Raw genomic sequence first — 25,978 nt, 5'->3', positions numbered from 1 at the left:
ACTACTGAACTATACTTTGAATAATACACTACACAATAAACCGAGTATTAAGTATATATTCGGGCTTTTGGTAATAAAATATTTTGCCAAATGATGTCTAAAATGGCTATTTTTTCCGTTTTGTTTGAATACGATCTGATGTATATTTGGAACCTTGCAAGCGATGTCTACGACGGGCTACGCCTACGCTTAAATTCATACTTGTATTCTGCAACTCCCAAACTTGCATACACTAAAAGTAGTAAATTAGTCAAGCCTAATTGCAAATATAATTTGACATTTATTGATAATAATTCTTTATAGTTTGGGGGTTGCTAAATGCAATAAATTCCTTCTATATTAAGAAACATCGAGTGAAAAAGTGTTTTAAAAGTATTGTATGAAACACCAGAAGCCTCAGAATTATCCCCTCTAACCCCCTTTCCTACAAGGGAATAAGGGTTTCAAAGCCTATCTCCTGCAAGGAGAGAGAAATGTAAGTGAGGTTTTTAGTATATATTTTGACTTTTCAAGCATCCTCTGAAAATTATTTGCAATATAAAGCTGAAAAATCTCCGCGACTGACCAAGCAATAGCGCGATCGGATTATCCAAAAAATTTTTCCAATTGAATATTAAAAACCTTACCGTAAGCCATCAGTAGCTAAATGTTTCATTTGGTTAACGCTATTTAAGCTTTGTTTGCGTGTATCTAAATTGGCTGAAGCAAAAAAATGACTTTAATTCTCAATAATTTTCCAGAAATATCCTATCAATATGAGACGATACTTGATATCCTGCGTTATCGCAGCTTAAAAACACCACACGCACAAGCATTTACCTTTCTTGAAGACGGAGAGACTCAGGAATCAACACTGACTTACCATGAGTTGGATCGGCGCAGTCGGGCTATAGCAGCTCAACTCCAAGCTCTTGGTTTAAGTGGGGAACGGGCAATTTTGTTCTATTCTCCAGGACTGGAGTACGTGACGGCATTTTTCGGTTGTTTATATGCCAAAGTAGTAGCTATTCCGGTTTATCTACCAGGTAATCAACGTAAAACATCCAGGATTCAGGCAATTATTACAGATGCAAAAGCAGCAATTTGCTTGACGACAACAACTATCTTTTCAAAGATAGAGTCTTTACTTGTAAAAAAAACAGAGCAGGGAAGTCTACATTGGTTGACAACTGACAACTTGGCACAAGGAATAGAGGATTCTTGGCAACAACCTATAATTGATGGACAAACGTTAGCTTTTTTGCAATATACATCTGGTTCTACAGGCACGCCTAAAGGTGTCATGCTTAGTCATGGCAACTTGTTGCATAATGCTGCGATGACTTACCAAATGATGGGACATTCGCCCAAGAGTCAGTTTATCTCTTGGCTTCCCGTCTACCATGATATGGGACTGATTGGTGGAATACTGCAACCCTTGTATGGTGGCTTTCCGTGTGTCTTAATGTCTCCAGCATCTTTTTTGCAACGTCCATATCGATGGCTACAGGCGATTTCTCGCTATCGGGGTACCACTAGTGGAGGTCCAAACTTTGCCTATGAACAGTGTATTCAAAGAATAACTCCTCAACAAAGGTCAACTCTTGACTTAAGTAGTTGGAGTGTGGCGTTTAACGGTGCTGAACCAGTCCGACAAGATACTCTTGAGCAATTTGCAACCACCTTTGCAGAGTGTGGCTTTCGTCCGGAAGCATTATACCCATGTTATGGTATGGCGGAAGCAACTTTGATAGTTTCTGGTGGGGTCAAAACAGCCTTAGCCCAAGTCAGAACTGTAGAGAAATTTGCGCTTTCACAGAATCAGATAGTCGAAGCAACTACCCAGAGTCAGGATATCCAAAGCTTTGTCAGTTGCGGTAAAACAATTCCTCAACAACAGATTGTTATTGTCAATCCTGAAACATTAACTCGCTGTTCATCAGATGAAGTTGGCGAAATCTGGGTATTTGGGCCGAGTGTTGGTCAGGGTTATTGGAATCGAACACAAGAAACAGAGCAAACATTCCACGCCTATCTAAAAGACACAAAAGAGGGGCCGTTTTTACGGACTGGTGACTTAGGCTTTTTGCATAATGAAGAACTCTTTATTACAGGTAGAGCAAAAGATTTAATTATTATTCGTGGTAAAAATCTTTACCCACAAGATATAGAATTAACCGCAGAACGCAGTCATCTATCATTGCGTTCTGGTGCTAATGCAGCATTTACAGTAGAAGTTAATAACGAAGAAAGACTCTTTGTTGTACAAGAATTAGAGTTTCGCGCCAAGCCAAATTTAGCAGAAGTAGCTAGCGCAATTCGGCAAGCTATTACTGAAGAACATGAAATACAAGTTTATGGTGTAGTTTTAATTAAACCAGGTAGTATTCCCAAAACTTCTAGCGGTAAGATTCAAAGACGTACAACTCGCGCTCAGTTTGAGAATGGTGAACTGAATGTAGTTGAAAGCAATATTCTCAAAATTAGTGATATTGTCAGAAAAGAAACTCGATTAGAGCGTTTTCAACTGTTGGCACTTTCTCCAATAGAATGTCAACCGCTTTTAGAATCATATCTGATTGAACTCTTGGCGGAAGTACTTTCAATTGCAGCAGATGATATCAATCCACAAGAACCATTAAGCAGGCTGGGACTTGATTCTTTAAAAGTATTTGAATTAAAAAATCGGATTGAGCTTGACTTAGAAATAGAAGTATCTGTAGCAGATTTCTTTGAAGGAATGAGTGGGCGATCGCTCTCCACCAAGATACTTACTCAAATGACAGCAGAGGCTTTCATACCCTCAAAGTCTCTTAGCCAAGTCCAGCCAGCCGAAGTTTATCCCCTCTCTTTTGCCCAGCAAGGACTATGGTTTATCGACCGATTAGAACCAGGGAATCTAGCTTACAATATTTCCTTAGCTGTTAATCTCAAAGGTCAGCTTGAGGTTCCCTTATTAGAACAAAGTTTTAATGAAATTATCCGGCGACATGAAACTCTAAGAACTACTTTTACTACAGTCAATGGACAAGCCGTTCAAGTTATTGCTTCTTCCTTAAAATTATCTTTATCAGTAATAGATTATCAAAAAAATATAGAATCACAGAGCGATGCAGCAGTTCGGCAATTCTTGACTAAAGAGAGCCAACGACCTTTTGACCTAATACAGGGGCCATTGTTACGGGCTAAACTTTTGCGCCTAGCACAGCAAGAGCATATTCTTTTGCTAGAAATGCACCACATAATTTTTGATGGCTGGTCTGTTGAGGTGTTTTTACAAGAGATGGCATTACTGTACAAAGCATTCTTAACCAGAAGTTCTTCATCACTACCGGAAATCTCCATCCAATACAAAGACTTTGTACACTGGCAACGACAATGGCTACAAGGAGAAATCCTGCAAACCCAACTCTCTTATTGGAAGCAACAACTCGCAGATATACCAACTGTTTTACAATTACCAACGGATCGACCAAGACCTGCTGTGCAGACCTCAAACGGTTTCCATCAATCTGTTGAGTTACCCAAAACTCTGCTAGACCAACTAAAGGCGATCGCTCGTCAAGAAGGCGTGACTCTATTCATGTTGCTACTAGCGGCATTCCAAACTTTCCTCTACCGCTACACAGGACAAGACGATATTCTAGTCGGCTCACCAATTGCTAACCGTAACAGTGACGAATTAAAAGGACTAATTGGCTTTTTTGTAAATACTTTGGTATTGCGTACTAAGCTTTCTGGCAACCTTACATTTCAAGAGTTACTTGGTCGTGTCCGAAACGTGGCTGTAGAAGCATATAAATACCAGGATTTAACCTTTGACCAACTAGTAGAGGCATTGAATCCAGAACGAAACGTCAGTCACTCCCCTGTATTTCAGGTGATGTTCGATTTCCGGAATGCTCCACCTCTACCAGAAATACCCGATTTAGTTGTCAGTCAATTAAAAGTAGAAAATGAAGCAGCACAGTTTGATTTGAGCGTATCTGTGGAGGTTGGACAAGGGCTGATAGTGTCATTTGAATACAACACTGACCTGTTCTATGCCACCACGATCGCCCGAATGCTGGAACATTTTCAAAACTTGCTCTCAGGCATTGTGGCGAATCCTCAAATTAGGCTTTCGGACTTGTCACTATTGACAAAAAAAGAGCAGCATCAACTGCTTATAGAATTTAATCAAAATCAATCCAAAATCCAAAATCCAAAATCTAAAATTGGGCAGTGTATCCATCAGCTCTTTGAAGCACAGGTAGAGCAAACACCAGATGAGGTTGCAGTAGTATTTGCTCAAAAGCAATTGAGATATTGGGAGTTGAATCAACGTGCCAATCAGCTAGCACATTACTTACAAGCACTGGGTGTAGGACCAGAAGTTATTGTTGGTATCTACATAGAACGCTCACCAGAAATGGTAGTAGCAGTCTTGGGTGTCCTGAAGGCGGGAGGGGCTTATGTGCCACTAGATCCTGTGTACTCCCATGAGCGGTTGGAATTCATGTTGAAAAATATGCAGGTGTCAGTTTTAGTAACGCAGAAGTGGTTACTGAAAAATCTTCCAGAACACCAAGCCAAAGTTGTTTGTTTAGACTCCAGTTGGGAGAGTATTTCCCAAGAGAGCAGCAAAAATCTACTCAATCAAACAACTCCTGAAAACCTAGCATACGCAATCTACACTTCAGGTTCTACGGGCATCCCCAAAGGAGTGATGGTTACCCACGGCAGTTTAGTGAATGCCTATCTTGCTTGGGAGGATATATACTCGCTTCGCTCTGTAGCCACTTCTCATTTGCAAATGGCAAGTTTTTCCTTTGATGTTTTTACAGGGGACTTAGTTCGGGCTTTATGCTCCGGTGGCAAACTAGTACTTTGTCCACGGGAATTTCTATTGCAGCCAGATCGGCTTTATGGACTTATGTGTTCCGAACAAGTGAACTGTGCCGAGTTTGTGCCAGCTGTCCTGATGAACTTACTCCAGTATCTGGAAGAAACTCAACAATCACTTGACTTCATGCGAATGCTAGTTGTCGGTTCTGATAGCTGGTATATTAGTGCATATCAGCAACTCAAGCGTTTTTGTGGTCATCAAACCAGATTAATTAACTCCTATGGTGTCAGCGAAGCCACCATTGATAGCTCATATTTTGAAACTACTACAGCCAATTTACAGCTTGAACGACAAGTACCGATTGGTCGCCCTTTCGCCAATACTCAAATCTATCTACTAGACCGTTATTTACAGTCTGTACCCATAGGAGTTGCTGGCGAAGTTTATATTGGTGGATCTGGATTAGCTAGAGGTTACTTTAATCGCTCGGAATCGACCGCCGAAAAATTTATTCCTCATCCATTTAGCCAGGAATCGGGCGCACGCTTATACAAAACCGGAGACTTAGCCCGGTACTTAGAGGATGGAAATATTGAATTTCTAGGTCGAGCAGATTATCAAATAAAAATCCGAGGTTTTCGGATTGAGTTGGGAGAAATTGAGGCAGTATTAAGCCAACACCCCTCTGTTGAGAAAGCTGTGGTTGTTGCTCAAGAAGATGACCCTGGTAATAAACGCTTATTTGCTTACGTCGTACAAAATCTTCAACCAGAAACTACAGCAAAATTAACCTCAGGAAAAGAACTAAGCAGCGAGTATCTGTCACAGTGGGAGCATGAATTTGACGATCTCTACCGAGATACAGCTGATGAACAAGCGTTAAGATTTGATATCAAAGGATGGAACAGTAGCTACACAGGACAACCAATACCAGAAGCAGAAGTACGCGATTGGGTAGAGCCAACAGTTGAGCGAATTTTGTCTTTACAACCAACCAAGGTATTGGAGATTGGTTGTGGTAGCGGTCTGATGTTATTTCGGATAGCTGCCCATTGTCAAGAGTATTGTGCAACAGACCTCTCAGAAAAAGCTTTACTGAATCTGGAGCATCAGATGACAATGCTAGAGCAGAAACCATCAGGAGTGACTTTCATCCACAGAGGAGCAAATAACTTTGAAGGTGTAGTTGCTAACAGTTTTGATGCTGTTTTGCTAGTTTCTGTAATGCAGTACTTTCCTAGTATTGATTATCTATTGCAAGTTTTAGAAAACGCAGTTAATACAGTAGCACCAGGTGGTTTTATCTTCATCGGAGATATTCGTAGTTTGCCTCTATTAGAAGTATTCCATACATCTGTTCAATTCCATAGATCGCCAGATTTTATCTCAAAAGAAGAGTTACAACAGCGCACACGAAAACAATTGTTTGAGGAAAAAGAGCTTGTTATCGATCCAGCCTTTTTTACAGCCTTGAAACAACATTTACCTAATGTTAGCCATGTAGAAATTCTTCTTGAACGTGGTTCCCATCAGAATGAACTGAATAAATTCCGCTACGATGTGATTCTCCATATTGGAGATAAAATTCCTCTGTTCGATCTGCCTTGGTTAGACTGGGAAAAGCAAGAATTAACACTACCATCTGTCCAGCAAATACTCGTAGAAACGACGCCTACTATCTTGGGTATTGCTCGCGTCCCGAATGCTCGAGTTGTAGAAGACATGCAGATTTGGCAGTGGTTAACTTCTCCTGGAGGTGCTGCAACTGTGGGAGATATGAGAAAATCTCTAGAAAAAAACAGTGAGTGGCAAGGAATTGAGCCGGAAGATTTTTGGATATTAAGCAAAGATTTGCCTTACTCCATCGATATTACTTGGTCAAGCTGTGGAGATAATGGTCGTTACGATGTCATATTTAGGCGAAACTCAACAGTTAGGACAACGCAGTTTGAAATTACTCATAGTGCAAAACATCGCCCTTGGCGAGATTATACTAACAATCCCTTACAGGCAAAATTTGCCCTGGAGTTAGTACCACAACTACGCGATTTTTTGAGCGAAAAGTTGCCAGAATACATGATACCTACAAATTTCATGCTTCTGGATGCTCTACCCCTTCTGCCAAACGGCAAAGTGAACCGCCGTGCCTTGCCTTCACCAGATGTTTCCGCATTTAGCAATACTCTCTATACACCACCGGCAACTGATGTAGAGCAAATTATCGCCACTATTTGGCAAGATGTCTTAGGTATCGAGAAGGTGGGCATTCATGATAACTTCTTTGATTTAGGAGGCCATTCGCTATTATTGAGTCAAGTGCATTCTCAGTTGAGAGAAAAGTTAAATCGAGACTTATCAATACTGGAATTTTTTCAATACCCAACTATCAGTTTGTTGGCAAAAAAACTTAGTCATACACAGATAAAAATCCAGAACTTTACAAAAATCGTTGACAGAGCAGAAAAACAGAAAGCATCTCTCAACAGACAAAAGAAATTACGTTAAGAAGGAAAATAGATTCATGAGTAGTTCCGAAACATCTAATTTCCTGGAAGATATAGCCATGATTAACTTTTTCAATCTAGGCGGTCATTCTTTACTGATCTTTAAGGTAAACGCGTAACTGCGCTGATTTAGACAAATATCCACTGTATGCCAAGGCAAAGCCAATAGAAATTATACTCAAAACAGGAGAAATCATCTACTTTCCGCCAGGTTGGTGGCATCAGTTAGAGAACTTAGAAAACAGCATTTCTGTTAGTCACAACGCTATAGATGAATGGAACTCAGAATTAGTTTTCCAGTCTATTATCAACGAAAGTCCAATACCAGGTTATATTTTTACATTTATGTTAAAATTTCCACTTGTAAGTCGGATTGTACTTGCTATGAAATTAATCTGAGCACACAGAGAATAAAATTATCTCGACAAAGATATTGGTTTATTTCACGAAATTATTGTTCAGAGAAGTTAGTCACAATATCAATAGCAAAAGTTGGCTATCAGCAAGCAGACAAAATAAATCGGTATTAAGGACAAAAATATGAGTATTTCAGAAACGCAAAATTCTATAGAAGGAATAGCTATTATCGGCATAGCAGGGAGTTTTCCTGGGGCTAAAAGTATCGATATATTTTGGCAAAATATTCGAGATGCTGTAGAGTCTATTGCTGTTTTTTCAGATGAAGAATTACTATTGGAAGGTATAAAAGCGACAGTAATCAACGATCCAAAATATGTAAAATCTGGAGCGGTACTAGAAAATATAGATTTATTTGATGCTTCATTCTTTAGCATTAATCCTAAAGAAGCAGAAATTACAGATCCGCAGCATCGTTTATTTTTAGAATATGCATGGGAAGCATTAGAAAATGCTGGCTATGACTCCCAACGTTGTGAAAGTAGGATTGGAGTTTATGCTGGTTCTAGTTCAAATAATTATTTATCATTGGATTTAAATAGCGATCGAGTTGGATTGGGTAACATTATCCAAAAGGGAATTGGCAACGATAAAGATTTCCTGGCGACTCGCGTTTCCTATAAATTAAATCTTACAGGCCCAAGTCTAACGGTACAAACGGCTTGTTCTACTTCCTTAGTAGCTATTTCTTTAGCTTGTCAAAGTCTATTAAATTACCAATGCGATATGGCTTTAGCGGGTGGAGTATCTATTCACATTCCCCAAAAAACAGGGTATTTGTATGAAGAAGGGGGTATTCTATCACCTGATGGCCACTGTCGTGCCTTTGATGCCAAAGCCAAGGGAACAATTATTGGTAATGGACTGGGGATTGTAGTTTTGAAGCGGTTATCTGAGGCGATCGCTGATGGCGATCGGATCTATGCTGTGATTAAAAGTAGTGCGATCAATAACGATGGTTCTGGTAAAGTTGGTTACACAGCACCCAGTGTTAACGGACAAGCAGATGTCATCGCAGAAGCACTTGCTTTGGCTGGGGTGGAACCTGAAACAATTAGCTATGTGGAAGCTCACGGTACAGGAACTGTCTTAGGCGATCCGATTGAAATTTCTGCTTTAACAAACGTGTTTCGTGAAAGTACCCATAAAAAAGGCTTCTGTGCAATCGGTTCAGTTAAAACAAACATTGGCCATCTAGATGCAGCAGCTGGGATTGCAGGACTGATTAAAACGGTTTTAGCCCTTAAACACAAGCAAATACCACCCAGCTTGAATTTTGAGCAACCCAATCCTCAAATAGATTTCGCCAATAGCCCTTTTTACGTTAATACAACGCTTACAGAATGGAAAGCCGGACTTACTCCTCGTCGGGCTGGAGTCAGTTCCTTAGGTATTGGTGGGACTAATGCTCATGTAATTCTGGAAGAAGCGCCAGCCTTAGAAGCTTCTAGTCCCTCTCGCCCTTGGCAATTATTGGTACTTTCTGCCAAAACAGACTCCGCTTTGGATACTGCAACAGAAAATCTGGTTCAATACCTCAAGCAACACAGCGATATTACTCTGGCAGATGTGGCGCATACGTTGCAAGTCGGACGCAGGGAATTCAATTATCGTCGCGTATTAGTGTGTCAAGATATCGAAGATGCAACCAGCGCCTTGCAGATACGAGATCCTCAAAGAGTTTTCACTAACTTAGTCGAAGTAGAGAATCGCCCCATCGTATTCATGTTTCCAGGACAGGGCGCTCAGTATGTGGACATGGGTAAAGAACTTTACCAGACTGAGCCAATTTTTCGGGAACAAGTGGATTTGTGCTGTAAATTGCTCCAATCTCATATAGGATTGGATCTGCGATCGCTCATTTATCCAAGCGAGTCTGGCTCAGTTGCCGCAGCACAAAAACTGCAACAAACTGATATCACTCAACCTGCATTGTTTGTGATAGAGTATGCTCTGGCTCAGTTGTGGATGTCATGGGGAATTACTCCAGGTGCAATGATTGGTCATAGCATCGGGGAATATGTAGCAGCTTGCCTTGCTGGTGTCATCTCACTTGAAGATGCTTTGGCGCTAGTGGCGGCGCGTGGACGGCTGATGCAACAACTACCATCTGGTACTATGCTCTCTGTACCACTGCCAGAGGAAGAAGTTAAAGCTTTACTTGATGAAAAATTATCCCTTGCTGCCAATAATGCACCATCTCTATGTGTGGTTTCGGGAACTCATGATGCCATAGACGCATTTCAAAACAAGCTCCAAGATAAAGGTATAGACTGCCGCCGTCTCCATACTTCCCATGCTTTTCATTCCCCAATGATGGAACCTATATTAGAGGCATTCCAAAAGGAAGTAAGCAAAGTCAAATTACATCCTCCAAAAATTACCTTTGTTTCTAATGTCACAGGAAACCGGATTACAGCAGAACAAGCCACAGATCCAAATTACTGGGCAAAACATTTACGGCAAACAGTGCAGTTTGCGGCAGGCATTTCTACATTGTCGCAAGAGCCAAATTACATTCTGCTAGAGGTGGGACCAGGGCACACTTTGTGTAGCTTTACTAAAAAGCATTTAGATTCTCCAGGACTATCTTCATTACGACATCCTCACGAAAAACAGTCTGACGTAACATTCTTACTGAACACATTAGGTAAACTCTGGTTGTATGGAGTACAGGTAGATTGGTCAAGATTTTACACCCATGAACACCGTCATCGCCTTCCTTTGCCAACATATCCCTTTGAGCGGCAGCGTTACTGGATTGAACCTGAAAAACTTTCACCTTTAACAAAAAGACACCTCCAACGAAAACCAACGGCACTAGAAATTTGGAAATCTCTGGTAGAAGTTGGCCAGTTCCAAGCGAGTGAGGGAATCTCTGAATTTGATAATCACATTTATCTAGCGAACAAACAGTGCTTAGAAAATTTATGTACCGTCTACATGAATCTTGCTTTAAGGGGTTTAGGTGCATTCAAAAATCCATCACAGAACTATTCTCTTGAGGAGTTGTTTGAGCAATGTCAAGTTATTCCTCACTACCGACAATTATTGTGTCGCTGGCTGGATGTCCTTGTAGAGCGAGGCCACCTAAAGCAAGATGGAAAACTCTTTACAAACCTTCTACCATTGCCAGCAGACTCGATTAATAGTTTAGTAAAAGAATTCAGAGTTAGATGGGCTGATATACCTCAACAGATAGAACTCGTCCAGAACTTTGGTGAAAATCTAGCAGACATACTTATTGGTAAAAAAGAACCATTAAAGTTGTATGCTGCTACCTTAGCCAAGGAAGGAGAAATTTCTCGGCAAAACTTGCCCACTGATGTCTACTATAATGCGATTATCCAAGCGATCCTGGAGGTGGTAATAAAGTCATTGCCATCCGAGGTGAATCTAAGAATCCTAGAAATCGGGGGTGGAACTGGTATTGTAACGGCAGAATTACTACCTGTATTGCCATCCAAGCAAACCAATTACACCTTTACTGATGTAGGCAGTTTTTTTCTAACAGAAGCTGAAAAAGAATTTAGCGCCTATCCATTTGTTGAATATCGTTTACTAAACATTGAGCAGCCTCCATCTGAGCAAGGGTACGAGAGCCACAGCTTTGATGTAGTAGTAGCCGTAAATGTGCTGCATGTGACTCAAAATATAGGAAAAACTCTTGAGTATGTACGCTCTTTATTGGCTCCTGAAGGTCTGTTATTAATCCAGGAGATAACGCAACCTCAATTAGACTTCGACATGATTGATGGTCTGTTGATGAATCCGTTAGAGGATGAACAACGAAGTTCAGGTAATCCCTTTTTATCAAAAGAACAGTGGCAGGAAGCTTTACGTAATCATGGGTTTGTTGAGGTGGCGGCTTTTTCTGAAATTGATGCTTTTGAACAATATGTTTTCGTAGCTCAAGCTTCTACGTCAACAGCATTACCCGTAGCTTCAGCATTTACTGTAACCTTTGAGCAAATAGATACTGAAAACAAACCTCAAGTTTCATTACAGGAAAAGCTGGACATTTCCGACTGGTTTTACATTCCCTCTTGGAAACGTTTAATGCCGCCTCAGCCGTTTAGCTCAAACCTTCAAGTAACTCAGCCAGAGTGTTGGTTAGTATTTATCGATGAGTGCGGTTTGGGTGATAATATCGTGCAACGACTTACCCTTGAGGGTCAGAATGCAATTATCGTCAGAATAGGAGAGCAATTTGGTAGCGAAATAGCATCTTCTCAACGCGTATATACCATTAACCCTCGACGACGAGATGATTATTACGCCTTGATCAAAGAACTTGGTGCATTAAAGTTGACTCCAAACAGGATTTTACATTTGTGGAGTCTTACATTGAACAGTGGCACAGAATTAACAATTGAGTTCCTTGAAAGGTGTGAAACTCAGAGTTTTTACAGTCTGCTATTTCTAGCACAAGCACTTGCAGAGCAGCAAAATATCACAAGTCCCGTGGAAATTGAAATAGTGTCAAACAATTTGCAGGAAGTGACAGGCTCAGAGGTTCTAGACCCAGCTAAGGCTTTCCTATTAGGGCCATGTAAGGTCATTCAGCAAGAGTACCCGAATATCGTCTGTCGTAGCATTGATATCGTTATTCCTGAAACAGAAAATTGGCAACAAGAAAAACTTATAGATCAGTTACTGGCGGAATTCATGGTTCAATCGTCTGACCGTGTTGTGGCGTACCGTGGAAATTATCGCTGGGTGCAGACCTTTGAACCTGTCAGCTTGGATGGAACAATCGAAGCAAAACCTCAGTTCAGAGAAAGGGGAGTTTATTTGATAACTGGTGGATTAGGAGGAGTTGGTCTCTTTAATGCAGAATATCTAGCGAAGACTGTACAAGCAAAACTCATACTGATAGGACGTTCAGCTTTTCCTGAGCCAGATGAGTGGTCACAATGGCTATCAGATTATGGTGAGCAAGATAGCGTAAGCCGCAAGATCCTTAAATTGCAAGAACTTGAGGCTTTGGGTGGGGAAGTTCTAGTAGTTAAAGCTGATGTTACCAATCAAGAACAAATGGAAGCAGCAATAACTCAAGCGAACAATCGATTTGGTCAAATTAATGGGGTAATTCATAATGCTGTAGAAAGCCAACAAGAATTCTTTGCACAAAAAACGCTAGAAACAGGAAGAATTTTTCTTGCGCCGAAAGTAATAGGAACAATAATACTCGATCATCTTTTCAAAGATACCAAGTTAGATTTCTTTGTACTGACTTCATCACAAGCTTCAGTTGTAGGTGGAATTGGGCTAGTAGAATATACTGCTGAATGTGCTTTTATTGATGCGTTTGCCTACTACAGTGCCTCTAAAAATGGTAGGTTTATGAGATCCATAAATTGGAATAGATGGAACACTCCAGAATGGATGACTCAAACAAACTTAGATAGGGTGTCAGAATTAACACTTGAAGAAGCAGGATTAAGCCTAGAAGAAGGCATGGAGGCTTTTAGACGTATTCTGTTTTGTAGCACAATACCTCAGGTAATTGTATCGAGAAGCGATTTTAATAACCTGATTAATCGGAATTTGATTAACCTAAAAGATACTCTCAATGCTTTAGAAGAAAAATTTACTAAGATTAGGCGAGATAAACCAACTCACCCTCGCCCTAACCTAATAAATGCTTATGTTGCTCCACGTACCGAGATTGAGCGCATTCTAACTGATATATGGCAAGAAATCTTTAGTATTGAACAGGTAGGAATTCACGATAACTTTTTTGATTTGAGGGGAGACTCTTTACTTGCTACTATTGTTATTTCTCGAATACGTAAAACCTTCAATATAGAACTGTCTCATAAACGCTTCTTTGATGAACCAAATATAGCTGAGTTGGCTTTGGTTATTGAAGAAATGATTCTAGAAGAGTTAGAAACATTCTCTGAGGTTAAAATTAGTTAGATTTGATAAATGCATTTAAACTTTGGTGTGTAATTATCAAACTAGATAGCAAAAGTCTTTGAGTTCAAGATATTGATGATGAAAATTTCAAAAGATGAAATTTTGAAAAGACGGTCAAAACTTTCACCCATACAGCGAGAAATTCTTGAAAAGCGGCTGCGGGGTGAAATTAACTCTGGCTCTCAATTAGAAGTTATTCCCAGACGTTCTCAAATAAGTCCTACTCCCTTATCGTTTGCCCAACAACGCCTGTGGTTTCTCCATCAATTAGATCCCACTAGTACTGCTTACAATGTGTCTGGATTTCTACGCTTTACAGGTTCACTCAATGTAACAGCATTGGAGCACAGCCTAAATGAGATTGTGCAACGTCATGAATCTCTACGTACTACCTTCAAAATGATAGAGGGACAACCAGTTCAAATCATTGCTCCATTTTTGAGTATTGTTCTGCCGATAGTAGACCTCCAGAAACTACCAAAGAATCAGCTTGAGCAAGAAATCCAACGATTAACCACTAAGGAAGCTCAAGTAGTTTTTAATTTGGCACAAGAACCTTTGTTGCGACCTATCCTGTTGCATCTGAGCAAAACAGAATATTTAATGCAATTAACAATACATCACATTGCCATAGATGGTTGGTCAATTGGTGTGTTTGTTCGCGAATTGACAGCGCTGTACAAAGCCTTTTGTGCTGGATTACCTTCACCACTACCTGAACTCCCTATCCAGTATGCAGACTTTGCTCTCTGGCAACGGCAATCGCTACAGGGAGAGAAACTAGAATCTCAAATTACTTATTGGAAGAAACGTCTTGACAGCCTTCCTTGTTTACAATTGCCTACCGATCGCCCCCGACAAGCAATTCAAACTTTTCGGGCTGCAAAACAATACCTGATGTTACCAAAAGCTTTATCAGAAGATATTAAAGCCTTGAGTCAACAAGAAGGTGTTACACTTTTTATGACATTACTAGCTACGTTTCAAACTCTATTACACTGGTACACTAGTCAGGATGATATTGTCGTAGGTACTGATATTGCCAACCGCAACCAAGCTGAAATAGAGGGATTAATTGGATTCTTCGTCAACCAGTTGGTGTTGCGTACTAATTTGTCTGAGAATCCTTCCTTTCGAGAGTTACTTGAACGAGTACGTGAAGTAACTTTAGGAGCCTACACACATCAAGAACTGCCGTTTGACAAAGTTGTAGATGCTCTGAAAGTAGAACGAAATCTAAATCGGATGCCACTATTCCAGGTTAAGTTTGTTTTTGATAATATTGCTTTGCCACTTCTGGAGCTTACAAATTTAACAGCTAGTACTTTAAATCATCTGGATACAGAGGAGACAACACTTGATTTATTCCTAAGAATGGTAGATACGGAACAAGGGATAAAGGCTGATTTAGAGTACGACATAGCTCTGTTTGACGCTAGTAGTATTATAAAGATGTTGAAAAATTTTGAAATACTTTTAAATACTGTTATCAAACAACCAGAGATTCGATTAAATGAACTGGTTGAAAATTTAGCAAAAGTGGAAAAAAAACAACTGACTGACATAAAAATCAGGCGAAAAAAAGAGTATTCTAACTTGTTGAAAGATGTTCAACGTAAAGCCATTATGACCATCAATTAAAAATATGAAAAATATAGAAAATAAGCAATTTAAACTTCAAGGTTTAGGAAATATTGCCAGAAAAGCAGTAAAATTGACACAGGGAGAACTAGTAAAAATAGATTATCTAAAACATGGTGAAACACTTCCTGTAGTATTCAAGCCTGCGGTAGAAAATCTCGATTTAGTAAATTGGATCGAGGATAACCAAGAATTTATCCAAACAAAGTTACTAAAACAGGGTGCTATATTATTGCGGGGCTTCAATTTAGACAGAGCAGGAATTTTTGAACAAGTTTGCCTGACGCTATGCCCAAACTTGTTTAATGAAAATGGCGAACATATTCGTGAAGCTGTCAGTGCTAATGTTTATACTCCAGTTTTTTACCCAGCAGATAAAAAACTGTTGTGGCATAATGAAAATTCTTTCAACTATCGTTGGCCTAAAAAAATATTTTTTGGCTGTGGTCAACCAGCAGAACAAGGAGGAGAAACTCCTATTGTTGATAGCCGTAAAGTTTTTGAACTAATCGATCGCAAGATTCGGGAAAGATTTATTGAAAAGAAGGTCATGTATCTTCGTAACTACGACTATAAACTTGGATTAGACTGGTCAACTGTTTTTCAAACTCAAAATAAAGCAAAAGTAGAAGCTAATTGTAGAGAAGCTGGTATCGATTTTGAATGGAAAGATAATGATAGATTGAGAACCCGTGCTGTGCGACCTGCTGTGGTCAAGCATCCTCAAACTGGTGAACGGACTTGGTTTACCCAAGCTCAACATTGGCATACTTCATGCTTAGATATGGAAACGCGTGAGACTTTGTTATCATCTTTCCAAGAAGAAGATTTACCCCGAAATTGCTACTACGGTGATGGTTCTCGTATTGAAGACTCTGTAATGGAAGAAATTTGTGGAGTATATCAAAAGTTAGAAATCAGCTTTCCTTGGCAAACTGGAGATTTATTAATACTAGATAACCTGTTAACTGCTCATGGGCGTAATCCATTTTCGGGAGAAAGAAAGCTTTTTGTTGCGATGGGTGAAATGACAAGTTTTGACGAAATTTAAAACTGAGGGTGGTCAAAAAATGCAAGAACAAATTCAGGGTTTTTCACTATCTCCGCAACAAAAGCGTCTATGGTTGTTACAAAAAGATAGTCAAGCATATCAGGCTCATTGTGCGATTCTTTTGGAAGGAAATCTGAAAAAAGAGGTTTTGAAAGAAGCGTTAAATCAAATAGTCAATCGCCATGAAATTTTCCGAACTAATTTTCATTGTATTAATGGGTTAAAGACTCCTATTCAGGTAATTAATGAATATACTTTTATATCATTAAATGAACTATATTTGGAAGATAAAGAAGCTATAGAATTTGAAATAGAGAAACTATTTAAATCAGCAAGTCAGCAGAGTCTTGATTTTGCTCAAGGATCGCTGTTGTTGACTACTTTAGTAACTCTGACACCACAAAAGCACTTATTAATCGTCAGTTTGCCTGCTTTATGTGCAGATGCGCCAACTCTAAATAATTTAGTTTGTGAACTCAGCAAATGCTATGCTGCTTGTTTACAGCAAGAGAAACTATCTGAACAACCTCTGCAATATGCAGATATCTCTGAATGGCAAAATGAATTATTGCAGACAGAGGAACTAAAAGCTGAATCAAATTACTGGAGAAAGTTCGATGTCTTCAATATTGGAGAATTGAAGCTTCCTTACTCAAATCAGCTAATTAACAACTCAGAATTTAAGCCCCAATCGTTTAGTTTAGATATTCCGCCAGATTTAGTAACTAAAATAGATGTGATACTAGCACAGCACACAAATATTACAAGTTATGTCTTTTTTCTTACTTGCTGGCAGATATTGCTGTGCCAACTCACTGGCAAATCAGACACGATCGTTGGTATAGCTAGTAATGGTCGTAACTATGAACAATTGCAAGAAGCTCTAGGTCTGTTGGTCAAATATTTACCCTTTCAATGTAATCTTCAGAATAACTACAAATTTAGTGACCTGTTGAATATAGTTGCGGAAGCTACGGAGGAGATATTTGAATGCCAGGAAAGCTTTTCTTGGGAAAACAGTGTTAGTACGTTGAATGGGAATAGTCAAGAGCAATCGTTCTTCCCATTCTGTTTTGAGTTTACGTCTTTGTCTGCCAGGTATTACGCAGACAGTATTTGTTTTTCAACTTATAAACAGTACGCCTGTGTAGATAAATTCCAGATCAAACTATCCTGTATTCGTCGGGATGACGATCGCATAGCTGCTGAATTTCACTATGATGCCAATGTCTACGTTGTTGAAGATATTCAACGGCTGGCAAGTCAATTTGAGACATTGTTAGCCAGCGTTGTAAAGAATATTGAAGGAGCGATCGCTTCTTTCGACATCCTCAGCCCTCTTGAGCGAGAGCAACTTTTAGTTGACAACAACACAAAAACTACTACCCTACAACACCAATGCATACACCACTGGTTTGAATCACAGTGCGATCGCACCCCTGACAACATTGCTATAGTTTGTGAAAACCAGCAACTAACCTACTCAGAGTTAAATGCACGGGCAAATCAACTGGCTCATTACTTACAAAAAATGGGCGTTGGTTCAGAAATTATAGTCGGGATTTGCACAGAGCGATCGCTGGATATGGTTGTGGGAGTGTTGGGTATTCTCAAAGCAGGTGGAGCTTATTTGCCATTAGATCCTATATATCCCAAAGAAAGGTTAGCCTTCATTTTAGAAGAAACCTGTACACCTGTACTGTTGACCCAACAAAAGTTGTTATCCATCCTTCCCGAATGTAGTGCTGAGTTATGTTGCCTGGATTATGACTGGGAGAAGATTGCCCTAGAAAGTACACAAAACCCTATCAGCAAGACAATTTCTGACAACCTAGCCTACGTTATTTATACTTCTGGTTCTACTGGTAAGCCCAAAGGAACATTAATTCCCCATCAAGGTTTAGTTAATTATTTAACATGGTGTACGCAAGCTTATGCAGTTGATCTGGGAGAGGGGGCTACCGTTCACTCTTCGCTTGCTTTCGACCTCACTATTACTGGACTGTTTTCCCCTTTGGTAGTAGGCCGACGGGTAGAACTTATTCCAGAAGACCAAAGTATGGAGTCTTTAGGTAATGCCTTACGTAACGGCTCAAACTACAGCTTAGTCAAAATTACACCAGCGCAACTACAGCTACTCGAAAAGCATTTATCTTCATCAGAAGCTGCTGGTAGAACTAGAGCCTTAATTATTGGAGGAGAAAATCTGCTGGCCGAAAGTATCACTTTCTGGCAAAAGTTTGCACCCAACACAATCCTAGTGAATGAATATGGGCCGACAGAGACAGTCGTGGGTTGTTGCATTTACCAAGTACCGAAAGGTGAGATCCTCTCAGGTTCTGTTCCGATTGGTCGTGCGATCGCGAACACTGAACTTTATGTACTCAACCAATACCATAAGCCTGTACCAATTGGAGTTCCAGGTGAACTATATATCGGTGGTTTAGGTTTAGCCAGAGGTTATTTCAATCGCTCGGAACTAACAGCAGAAAAGTTTATCCCTAACCCCTTTAGTGATCAACCAGGGGCACGTTTGTACAAAACGGGGGACTTAGTTTGCTATCGGTTAGACGGAAATCTGGAGTTTCTGGGGCGAATAGATAACCAGGTGAAAGTCAGAGGTTTCCGTATTGAGTTAGGAGAAATTGAGGGATTATTAAAACAACACCCAAGTGTGCAAGAGACAATAGTCATCGCGCGGGAGGATGTGGCTGGCGATCAGCGTTTGGTGGCTTATGTGGTTTCCAAATCCGATGTAACTCCTATTTCTAGTGAACTGCGGAGCTATCTCAAACAGCATTTGCCAGAATATATGCTGCCATCAGCGTTTGTACTAATGGATGCCCTGCCATTAACAACCAATGGCAAAGTAGATCGTCGGGCATTAGCTGCTCCAGATCAAACACGCCCCGAACTCCAAGAAACTTTTATAGCTCCTTGCACAGCAATTGAGGAAATACTCGCTGGAATTTGGGCGCAAATCCTCGGTTTAGAGAAAGTCGGTATCCACAATAATTTCTTTGAATTAGGCGGGCATTCGTTGCTAGCGACTCAAGTGATTTCCCAGGTGCGAAAAGTTTTTCAGCAAGAGCTTTCTTTACGTCGCTTATTTGAACAACCAACAATAGCTGGGCTAGCCAAAGACATTGAACAAGCTACTAAAGCAGGCTTAGGACTAGAAACAGCAACCATTGAGCGAATTTCCCGCTCGCAAAATTTACCCTTATCATTTGCCCAGCAACGGTTATGGTTCCTTGCCCAGTTAGAGCCAAACAGCCCCTTCTACAACATCCCTGCTGCTGTTCGCTTACAAGGGGAATTGAACTTAGAAGGACTACAACAAAGTTTCAACGAAATTCTCCGCCGTCACGAAGCATTGCGAACTAATTTCCAGACAATAGAAGGGCAAGCTGTAGCAGTAATCTCATCAGTGACATCACTACTGTTACCAGTATTAGATATCAGTGAATTAGCTTCAAATCAACAAGACAACGTAATCAGACAACAGGTAGACTTGGAAGCGCAACAACCCTTTGACCTGAACAGTGACCTGCTGCTGCGTGTAAAACTACTGCGTCTTAATGAATTTGAGCACATATTACTACTAACCATGCACCACATTGCCTCTGATGGTTGGTCAACAGGCGTGCTGGTGCGTGAGGTGGCAACACTTTATCAAACCTGCTGTAATCAACAACCCTCAACGTTAGCTGAACTACCAATCCAGTATGTAGATTTCGCAGCTTGGCAACGACAATGGCTACAAGCAGAAGTACTACAATCCCAGATATCTTACTGGAAGAAGCAGTTAGAGGGCGCACCAGCAATCCTAGAGTTACCCACTGACCACCCGCGTCCTGTTGTTATCACCTTCCAAGGAGCAAGTTATTCATTTAACCTATCTCTTGAGTTATCCCAAGCTTTAAATAAATTTAGCCAGCAACAGGGAAGTACTTTATTTATGACCCTACTGGCAGCTTTTCAGACTCTGTTATGGCGCTACACGGGCAATGAAGATATTGTGGTTGGTTCGCCGATTGCCAACCGCAATCGGCAGGAAATAGAAGGGTTAATCGGCTTTTTTGTCAATACCTTGGTGCTGCGAACTAACTTGGCAGGTAATCCCACCTTTGTCGAGCTACTAACTCGTGTGCGAGAAGTTGCTTTAGGAGCTTATGCACATCAGGATTTACCCTTTGAGCAGTTGGTAGAACAACTGCAACCACAACGAGATTTAAGCTACACACCACTGTTTCAAGTGATGTTTGTCCTCCAGAATGCACCGATGTCGGCGCTAGAGTTACCTGGTTTAACTTTAAGTCTTCTAGAAACTGAAAGTCGTGCTGCCAAATTTGATTTGACTCTGTATATGACAGAAACAGCACAGGGATTAGTTGGGACTCTGGAGTACAATAGTGATTTATTTGAGTCAAGCACTATCAGCCGGATGGCTGGGCATCTGCAAACATTGCTCTGTGCAATTGTTGCCAATCCTATTCAGCATCTCAAAGATTTGCCTTTGTTGACTGAAGTTGAGTTGGCGCTGTTGGCAGAGTGGAATCATACTGAGGTTGAGTATCCCCAGGAAAAATGCATCCATCAGTTGTTTGAGGCTCAGGTAGAGCTTACGCCTGAGGCTATTGCCGTGGTTTTTGAAGATCGGCAATTGACCTACAGGGAACTAAATATAAGAGCTAATCAACTTGCACATTATCTGCGATCGCTGGCAGTAAAACCAGAAGTATTAGTGGGAATTTGCACAGAGCGATCGCTTGATACGATCGTCGGATTATTGGGCATCCTCAAAGCTGGTGGTGCTTATGTGCCACTAGACCCCAACTATCCTCAAGAGCGGTTAAGCTTTATACTAAAAGACGCCCAAGTGCCACTGCTGCTAACTCAAGCGCGGTTAGTGGAGAAACTTCCTGAACATGAGGCACAGGTAGTTTACTTGGATACTAACTCAAATGTCATTACCCAACAAAGCGAATATAACCCCGTCAGTATTTCAAAAGCTGATACCCAGGCTTATGTCATCTACACCTCTGGTTCCACTGGTCAACCTAAGGGAGTTTTTGGACTACATCTCGGTGCCGTCAATCGCTTTCACTGGATGTGGCAGAATTATCCTTTTGTAAAAGGAGAAGTTTGTTGCCAGAAAACATCGTTAAACTTTGTCGATTCAGTCTGGGAAATTTTTGGACCCTTACTTCAAGGAGTCACCACAGTCATTGTGCCCGATGAAGTTGTCAAAGACCCACAGCAATTTGTAGCTACTCTAGCTGACAACAATGTCACACGATTAGTACTTGTTCCCTCCTTATTGCGTATGCTGTTGAACACATTTAGTGTTTTACAGTTGCAGCTACCCCAACTGAAGTTGTGGATTAGCAGTGGCGAAGCACTCTCAATTGACTTGCTTGGGCAATTTCGGCAGAGTTTACCGGATAGCACTTTGTTAAACCTTTACGGTTCGTCGGAGGTTTCTGGGGATGTGAGTTGCTACAGCCTCAGTCCGCAAGCACCTTTGCCAAAGTGCGTTTTGATTGGTCGGGCGATCGCTAATACGCAGATATATGTACTAGATGCAAGTATACAATCAGTTCCCATTGGTGTACCAGGGGAACTGTACATCGGTGGAGATGGATTAGCACAAGGTTATTTAAACCAGCCCGAACTCACTGCTGAAAAATTCATCCCCAATCCCTTTAGCGACAAATCAGCCGCACGCCTATACAAAACAGGAGATTTAGCCTGCTATCTGCCCAATGGAGAGATAGAGTATATTGGTCGTATCGACCACCAAGTTAAAATTCGTGGCTTCCGCATTGAACTCACAGAAATTGAAACAGTCATCAGAAAACACTCAGCAGTGCGAGAAACGGTCGTTGTAGTTCGATTAGATTCAGCAGATTCGCAACGAATAGTCGCCTATGTCGTCCCTCACTCAAAAGAAAAGCTGACAATTACTGAACTGCGCCGCTTCCTGGAGTTAAAGCTGCCATACTACATGATGCCAGCAGCTTTTGTGATGCTAGAGGCACTACCGCTTACACCAAATGGTAAAGTAGACCGAAAAGCGCTGCCTGCACCCGAACTCACACAGCTATTCTCCGAATCAGATTTTATCCCTCCTAGCACAGCAATTGAGGAGATACTAGCAGGAATTTGGGCAGAGGTGCTTGGTATTGAAAAAATAGGGATTTACAATAATTTCTTTGAATTAGGGGGACACTCGCTGCTAGCAACTCAAGTGATTTCCCAAGTCCGAAAAGTTTTTCAGCAAGAAGTTTCTTTACGCCGCTTATTTGAACAACCAACAATAGCTGGGCTAGCAAAAGACATTGAACAAGCTACTAAAGCAGGCTTAGGACTAGAAACAGCAACCATTGAGCGAATTTCCCGCTCGCAAAATTTACCCTTATCATTTGCCCAGCAACGGTTATGGTTCCTTGCCCAGTTAGAGCCAAACAGCCCCTTCTACAACATCCCTGCTGCTGTTCGCTTACAAGGGGAATTGAACTTAGAAGGACTACAACAAAGTTTCAACGAAATTCTCCGCCGTCACGAAGCATTGCGAACTAATTTCCAGACAATAGAAGGGCAAGCTGTAGCAGTAATCTCATCAGTGACATCACTACTGTTACCAGTATTAGATATCAGTGAATTAGCTTCAAATCAACAAGACAACGTAATCAGACAACAGGTAGACTTGGAAGCGCAACAACCCTTTGACCTGAACAGTGACCTGCTGCTGCGTGTAAAACTACTGCGTCTTAATGAATTTGAGCACATATTACTACTAACCATGCACCACATTGCCTCTGATGGTTGGTCAACAGGCGTGCTGGTGCGTGAGGTGGCAACACTTTATCAAACCTGCTGTAATCAACAACCCTCAACGTTAGCTGAACTACCAATCCAGTATGTAGATTTCGCAGCTTGGCAACGACAATGGCTACAAGCAGAAGTACTACAATCCCAGATATCTTACTGGAAGAAGCAGTTAGAGGGCGCACCAGCAATCCTAGAGTTACCCACTGACCACCCGCGTCCTGTTGTTATCACCTTCCAAGGAGCAAGTTATTCATTTAACCTATCTCTTGAGTTATCCCAAGCTTTAAATAAATTTAGCCAGCAACAGGGAAGTACTTTATTTATGACCCTACTGGCAGCTTTTCAGACTCTGTTATGGCGCTACACGGGCAATGAAGATATTGTGGTTGGTTCGCCGATTGCCAACCGCAATCGGCAGGAAATAGAAGGGTTAATCGGCTTTTTTGTCAATACCTTGGTGCTGCGAACTAACTTGGCAGGTAATCCCACCTTTGTCGAGCTACTAACTCGTGTGCGAGAAGTTGCTTTAGGAGCTTATGCACATCAGGATTTACCCTTTGAGCAGTTGGTAGAACAACTGCAACCACAACGAGATTTAAGCTACACACCACTGTTTCAAGTGATGTTTGTCCTCCAGAATGCACCGATGTCGGCGCTAGAGTTACCTGGTTTAACTTTAAGTCTTCTAGAAACTGAAAGTCGTGCTGCCAAATTTGATTTGACTCTGTATATGACAGAAACAGCACAGGGATTAGTTGGGACTCTGGAGTACAATAGTGATTTATTTGAGTCAAGCACTATCAGCCGGATGGCTGGGCATCTGCAAACATTGCTCTGTGCAATTGTTGCCAATCCTATTCAGCATCTCAAAGATTTGCCTTTGTTGACTGAAGTTGAGTTGGCGCTGTTGGCAGAGTGGAATCATACTGAGGTTGAGTATCCCCAGGAAAAATGCATCCATCAGTTGTTTGAGGCTCAGGTAGAGCTTACGCCTGAGGCTATTGCCGTGGTTTTTGAAGATCGGCAATTGACCTACAGGGAACTAAATATAAGAGCTAATCAACTTGCACATTATCTGCGATCGCTGGGAGTAAAACCAGAGGTACTGGTGGGAATTTGCACAGAGCGATCGCTTGATACGATCGTCGGATTATTGGGCATCCTCAAAGCTGGTGGTGCTTATGTGCCACTAGACCCCAACTATCCTCAAGAGCGGTTAAGCTTTATACTAAAAGACGCCCAAGTGCCACTGCTGCTAACTCAAGCGCGGTTAGTGGAAGCCATGTTCCAACACCAAGCCAAGGTCGTTTGTTTAGATACTGATTGGCTGCTTATTGCTCAAGAAAACAAAGAAAATTCCGTAACTGAGGTAACTACTAGCAACCTAGCCTATGTCATCTATACCTCTGGCTCGACTGGACAACCCAAGGGTGTAACGATCGAACACCATAGTACGGTTGCAATGTTGGATTGGGCAAAAAAAATCTTTGCTGCTGAAGCTAGGGAAGGAGTTTTGGCGTCAACGTCAATTTGTTTTGACCTTTCAATCTTCGAGATATTTGTTCCTCTGTGTTATGGAGGTAAGGTCATCTTGATCGACAATATACTACATTTACCAACTTTACCAGCAGCTAAGAGTGTATCTTTAATCAACACTGTTCCCAGCGTTTTTGCGGAATTATTAAGGATTGACGGCATTCCAAGTTCAGTGCAGACAATTAATATAGCTGGTGAACCACTCCAAAACAAACTTGTACAGCAACTTTATCAGTGGGAGAATATACAGCAGATTTTCAACTTGTACGGTCCTTCTGAAGATACAACTTATTCGACATTTGCCTGGATACAGAAGGGTGCCAGCAATATCCCATCAATTGGTCGTCCTATTAACAACACGCAGATTTATTTATTGGATCGAGGTTTACAACCCGTTCCTGTTGGTGTAGCAGGAGAACTGCATATAGGTGGGGATGGACTGGCTCGTGGCTACTTAAACCGCCCCGAACTGACAGCAGAAAAATTCATCCCCAACCCCTTTAGCGACAAATCAACCGCACGCCTCTACAAAACAGGAGATTTAGCTCGCTATCTGCCTAATGGAGAGATAGAGTACATTGGTCGTATCGACCACCAAGTTAAAATTCGTGGCTTCCGCATCGAACTCCCAGAAATTGAAGCACGACTAACTCAACATCCTACCATTCGAGAAGCCATAGTCGTCGTCAGGGAGGATGTATCTGGAGACAAATGGCTAGTAGCTTATGTAGTATGCGAACATGAGTTAGTTCCTACACTCAGTGAATTACGGAGCTTCTTAAAAGAGAATTTGCCTGATTATATGGTGCCTACTGCTTTCGTGCCCATGAAGGCTCTGCCATTGACACCTAATGGCAAAGTGGATCGTCAAGCATTGCCAGCACCGGATAATCTTCGTCTACAGTTGGAAGCGACTTACATCAAACCACAAACTGATTTAGAAAAAGCGATCGCGACTGTTTGGCAGAAGGCACTCAACCTAGAAAAAGTAGGTATTCACGATAACTTTTTTGACCTTGGTGGACATTCATTGCTGATAGTTCAGGTTCATAACCAGTTGCGTCAAATATTCCCAGCAAATTTATCAATGCTTGAAATGTTTAAATATCCAACTATCAGTTCTTTGGCAGAGTTCCTCAATCAAACAAACACAAATAAAGCATTATCTATTAATCAAACTGATACTAGAACTGAACAGCTAAAAGATGGTAAATCTCGGATCAAACAATTTTTGACAATTAGCAAGAAAGTTAAATAAAC

General features: G+C 41.1%; 5 protein-coding genes and 2 pseudogenes. All 7 read left to right on the top strand.

Annotated features, from left to right (window positions below; all coding sequences use genetic code 11):
• Window positions 1–712: 712 nt before the first annotated feature.
• Window positions 713–7,312, top strand: coding sequence for a non-ribosomal peptide synthetase (locus CDG77_RS09270; RefSeq protein WP_094329104.1), 6,600 nt, complete (start codon window positions 713–715; stop codon window positions 7,310–7,312).
• Window positions 7,313–7,449: 137 nt separating this feature from the next.
• Window positions 7,450–7,710, top strand: a pseudogene (locus CDG77_RS39075) (cupin-like domain-containing protein); the annotation flags it as partial.
• Window positions 7,711–7,851: 141 nt separating this feature from the next.
• Window positions 7,852–10,510, top strand: a pseudogene (locus CDG77_RS37440) (type I polyketide synthase); the annotation flags it as partial.
• Between the two features lie 161 nt (window positions 10,511–10,671).
• Complete coding sequence (locus CDG77_RS37435; protein ID WP_223269755.1) at window positions 10,672–13,653, top strand: SDR family NAD(P)-dependent oxidoreductase; 2,982 nt, start codon at window positions 10,672–10,674, stop codon at window positions 13,651–13,653.
• A gap of 75 nt (window positions 13,654–13,728) precedes the next feature.
• A complete protein-coding gene (locus CDG77_RS09255; protein ID WP_190233935.1) occupies window positions 13,729–15,294 on the top strand; it encodes a condensation domain-containing protein in 1,566 nt (521 codons plus the stop codon).
• 4 nt (window positions 15,295–15,298) lie between these two features.
• The gene (locus tag CDG77_RS09250; protein WP_094329101.1) at window positions 15,299–16,345 is read left to right on the top strand and encodes a TauD/TfdA family dioxygenase; all 1,047 of its coding nucleotides are present in this window, start codon (window positions 15,299–15,301) and stop codon (window positions 16,343–16,345) included.
• 19 nt (window positions 16,346–16,364) lie between these two features.
• Entirely contained in the window at window positions 16,365–25,976 is a 9,612-nt protein-coding gene (locus CDG77_RS09245; RefSeq protein ID WP_143856984.1) for a non-ribosomal peptide synthetase, read from the top strand.
• The last annotated feature ends 2 nt before the right edge of the window (window positions 25,977–25,978 follow it).

Source organism: Nostoc sp. 'Peltigera membranacea cyanobiont' 213, assembly GCF_002245975.1.
Taxonomy (GTDB): Bacteria; Cyanobacteriota; Cyanobacteriia; order Cyanobacteriales; family Nostocaceae; genus Nostoc.
Note: the sequence above shows the minus strand (reverse complement) of the source record. Positions and strands in the feature narration are given on the sequence as shown.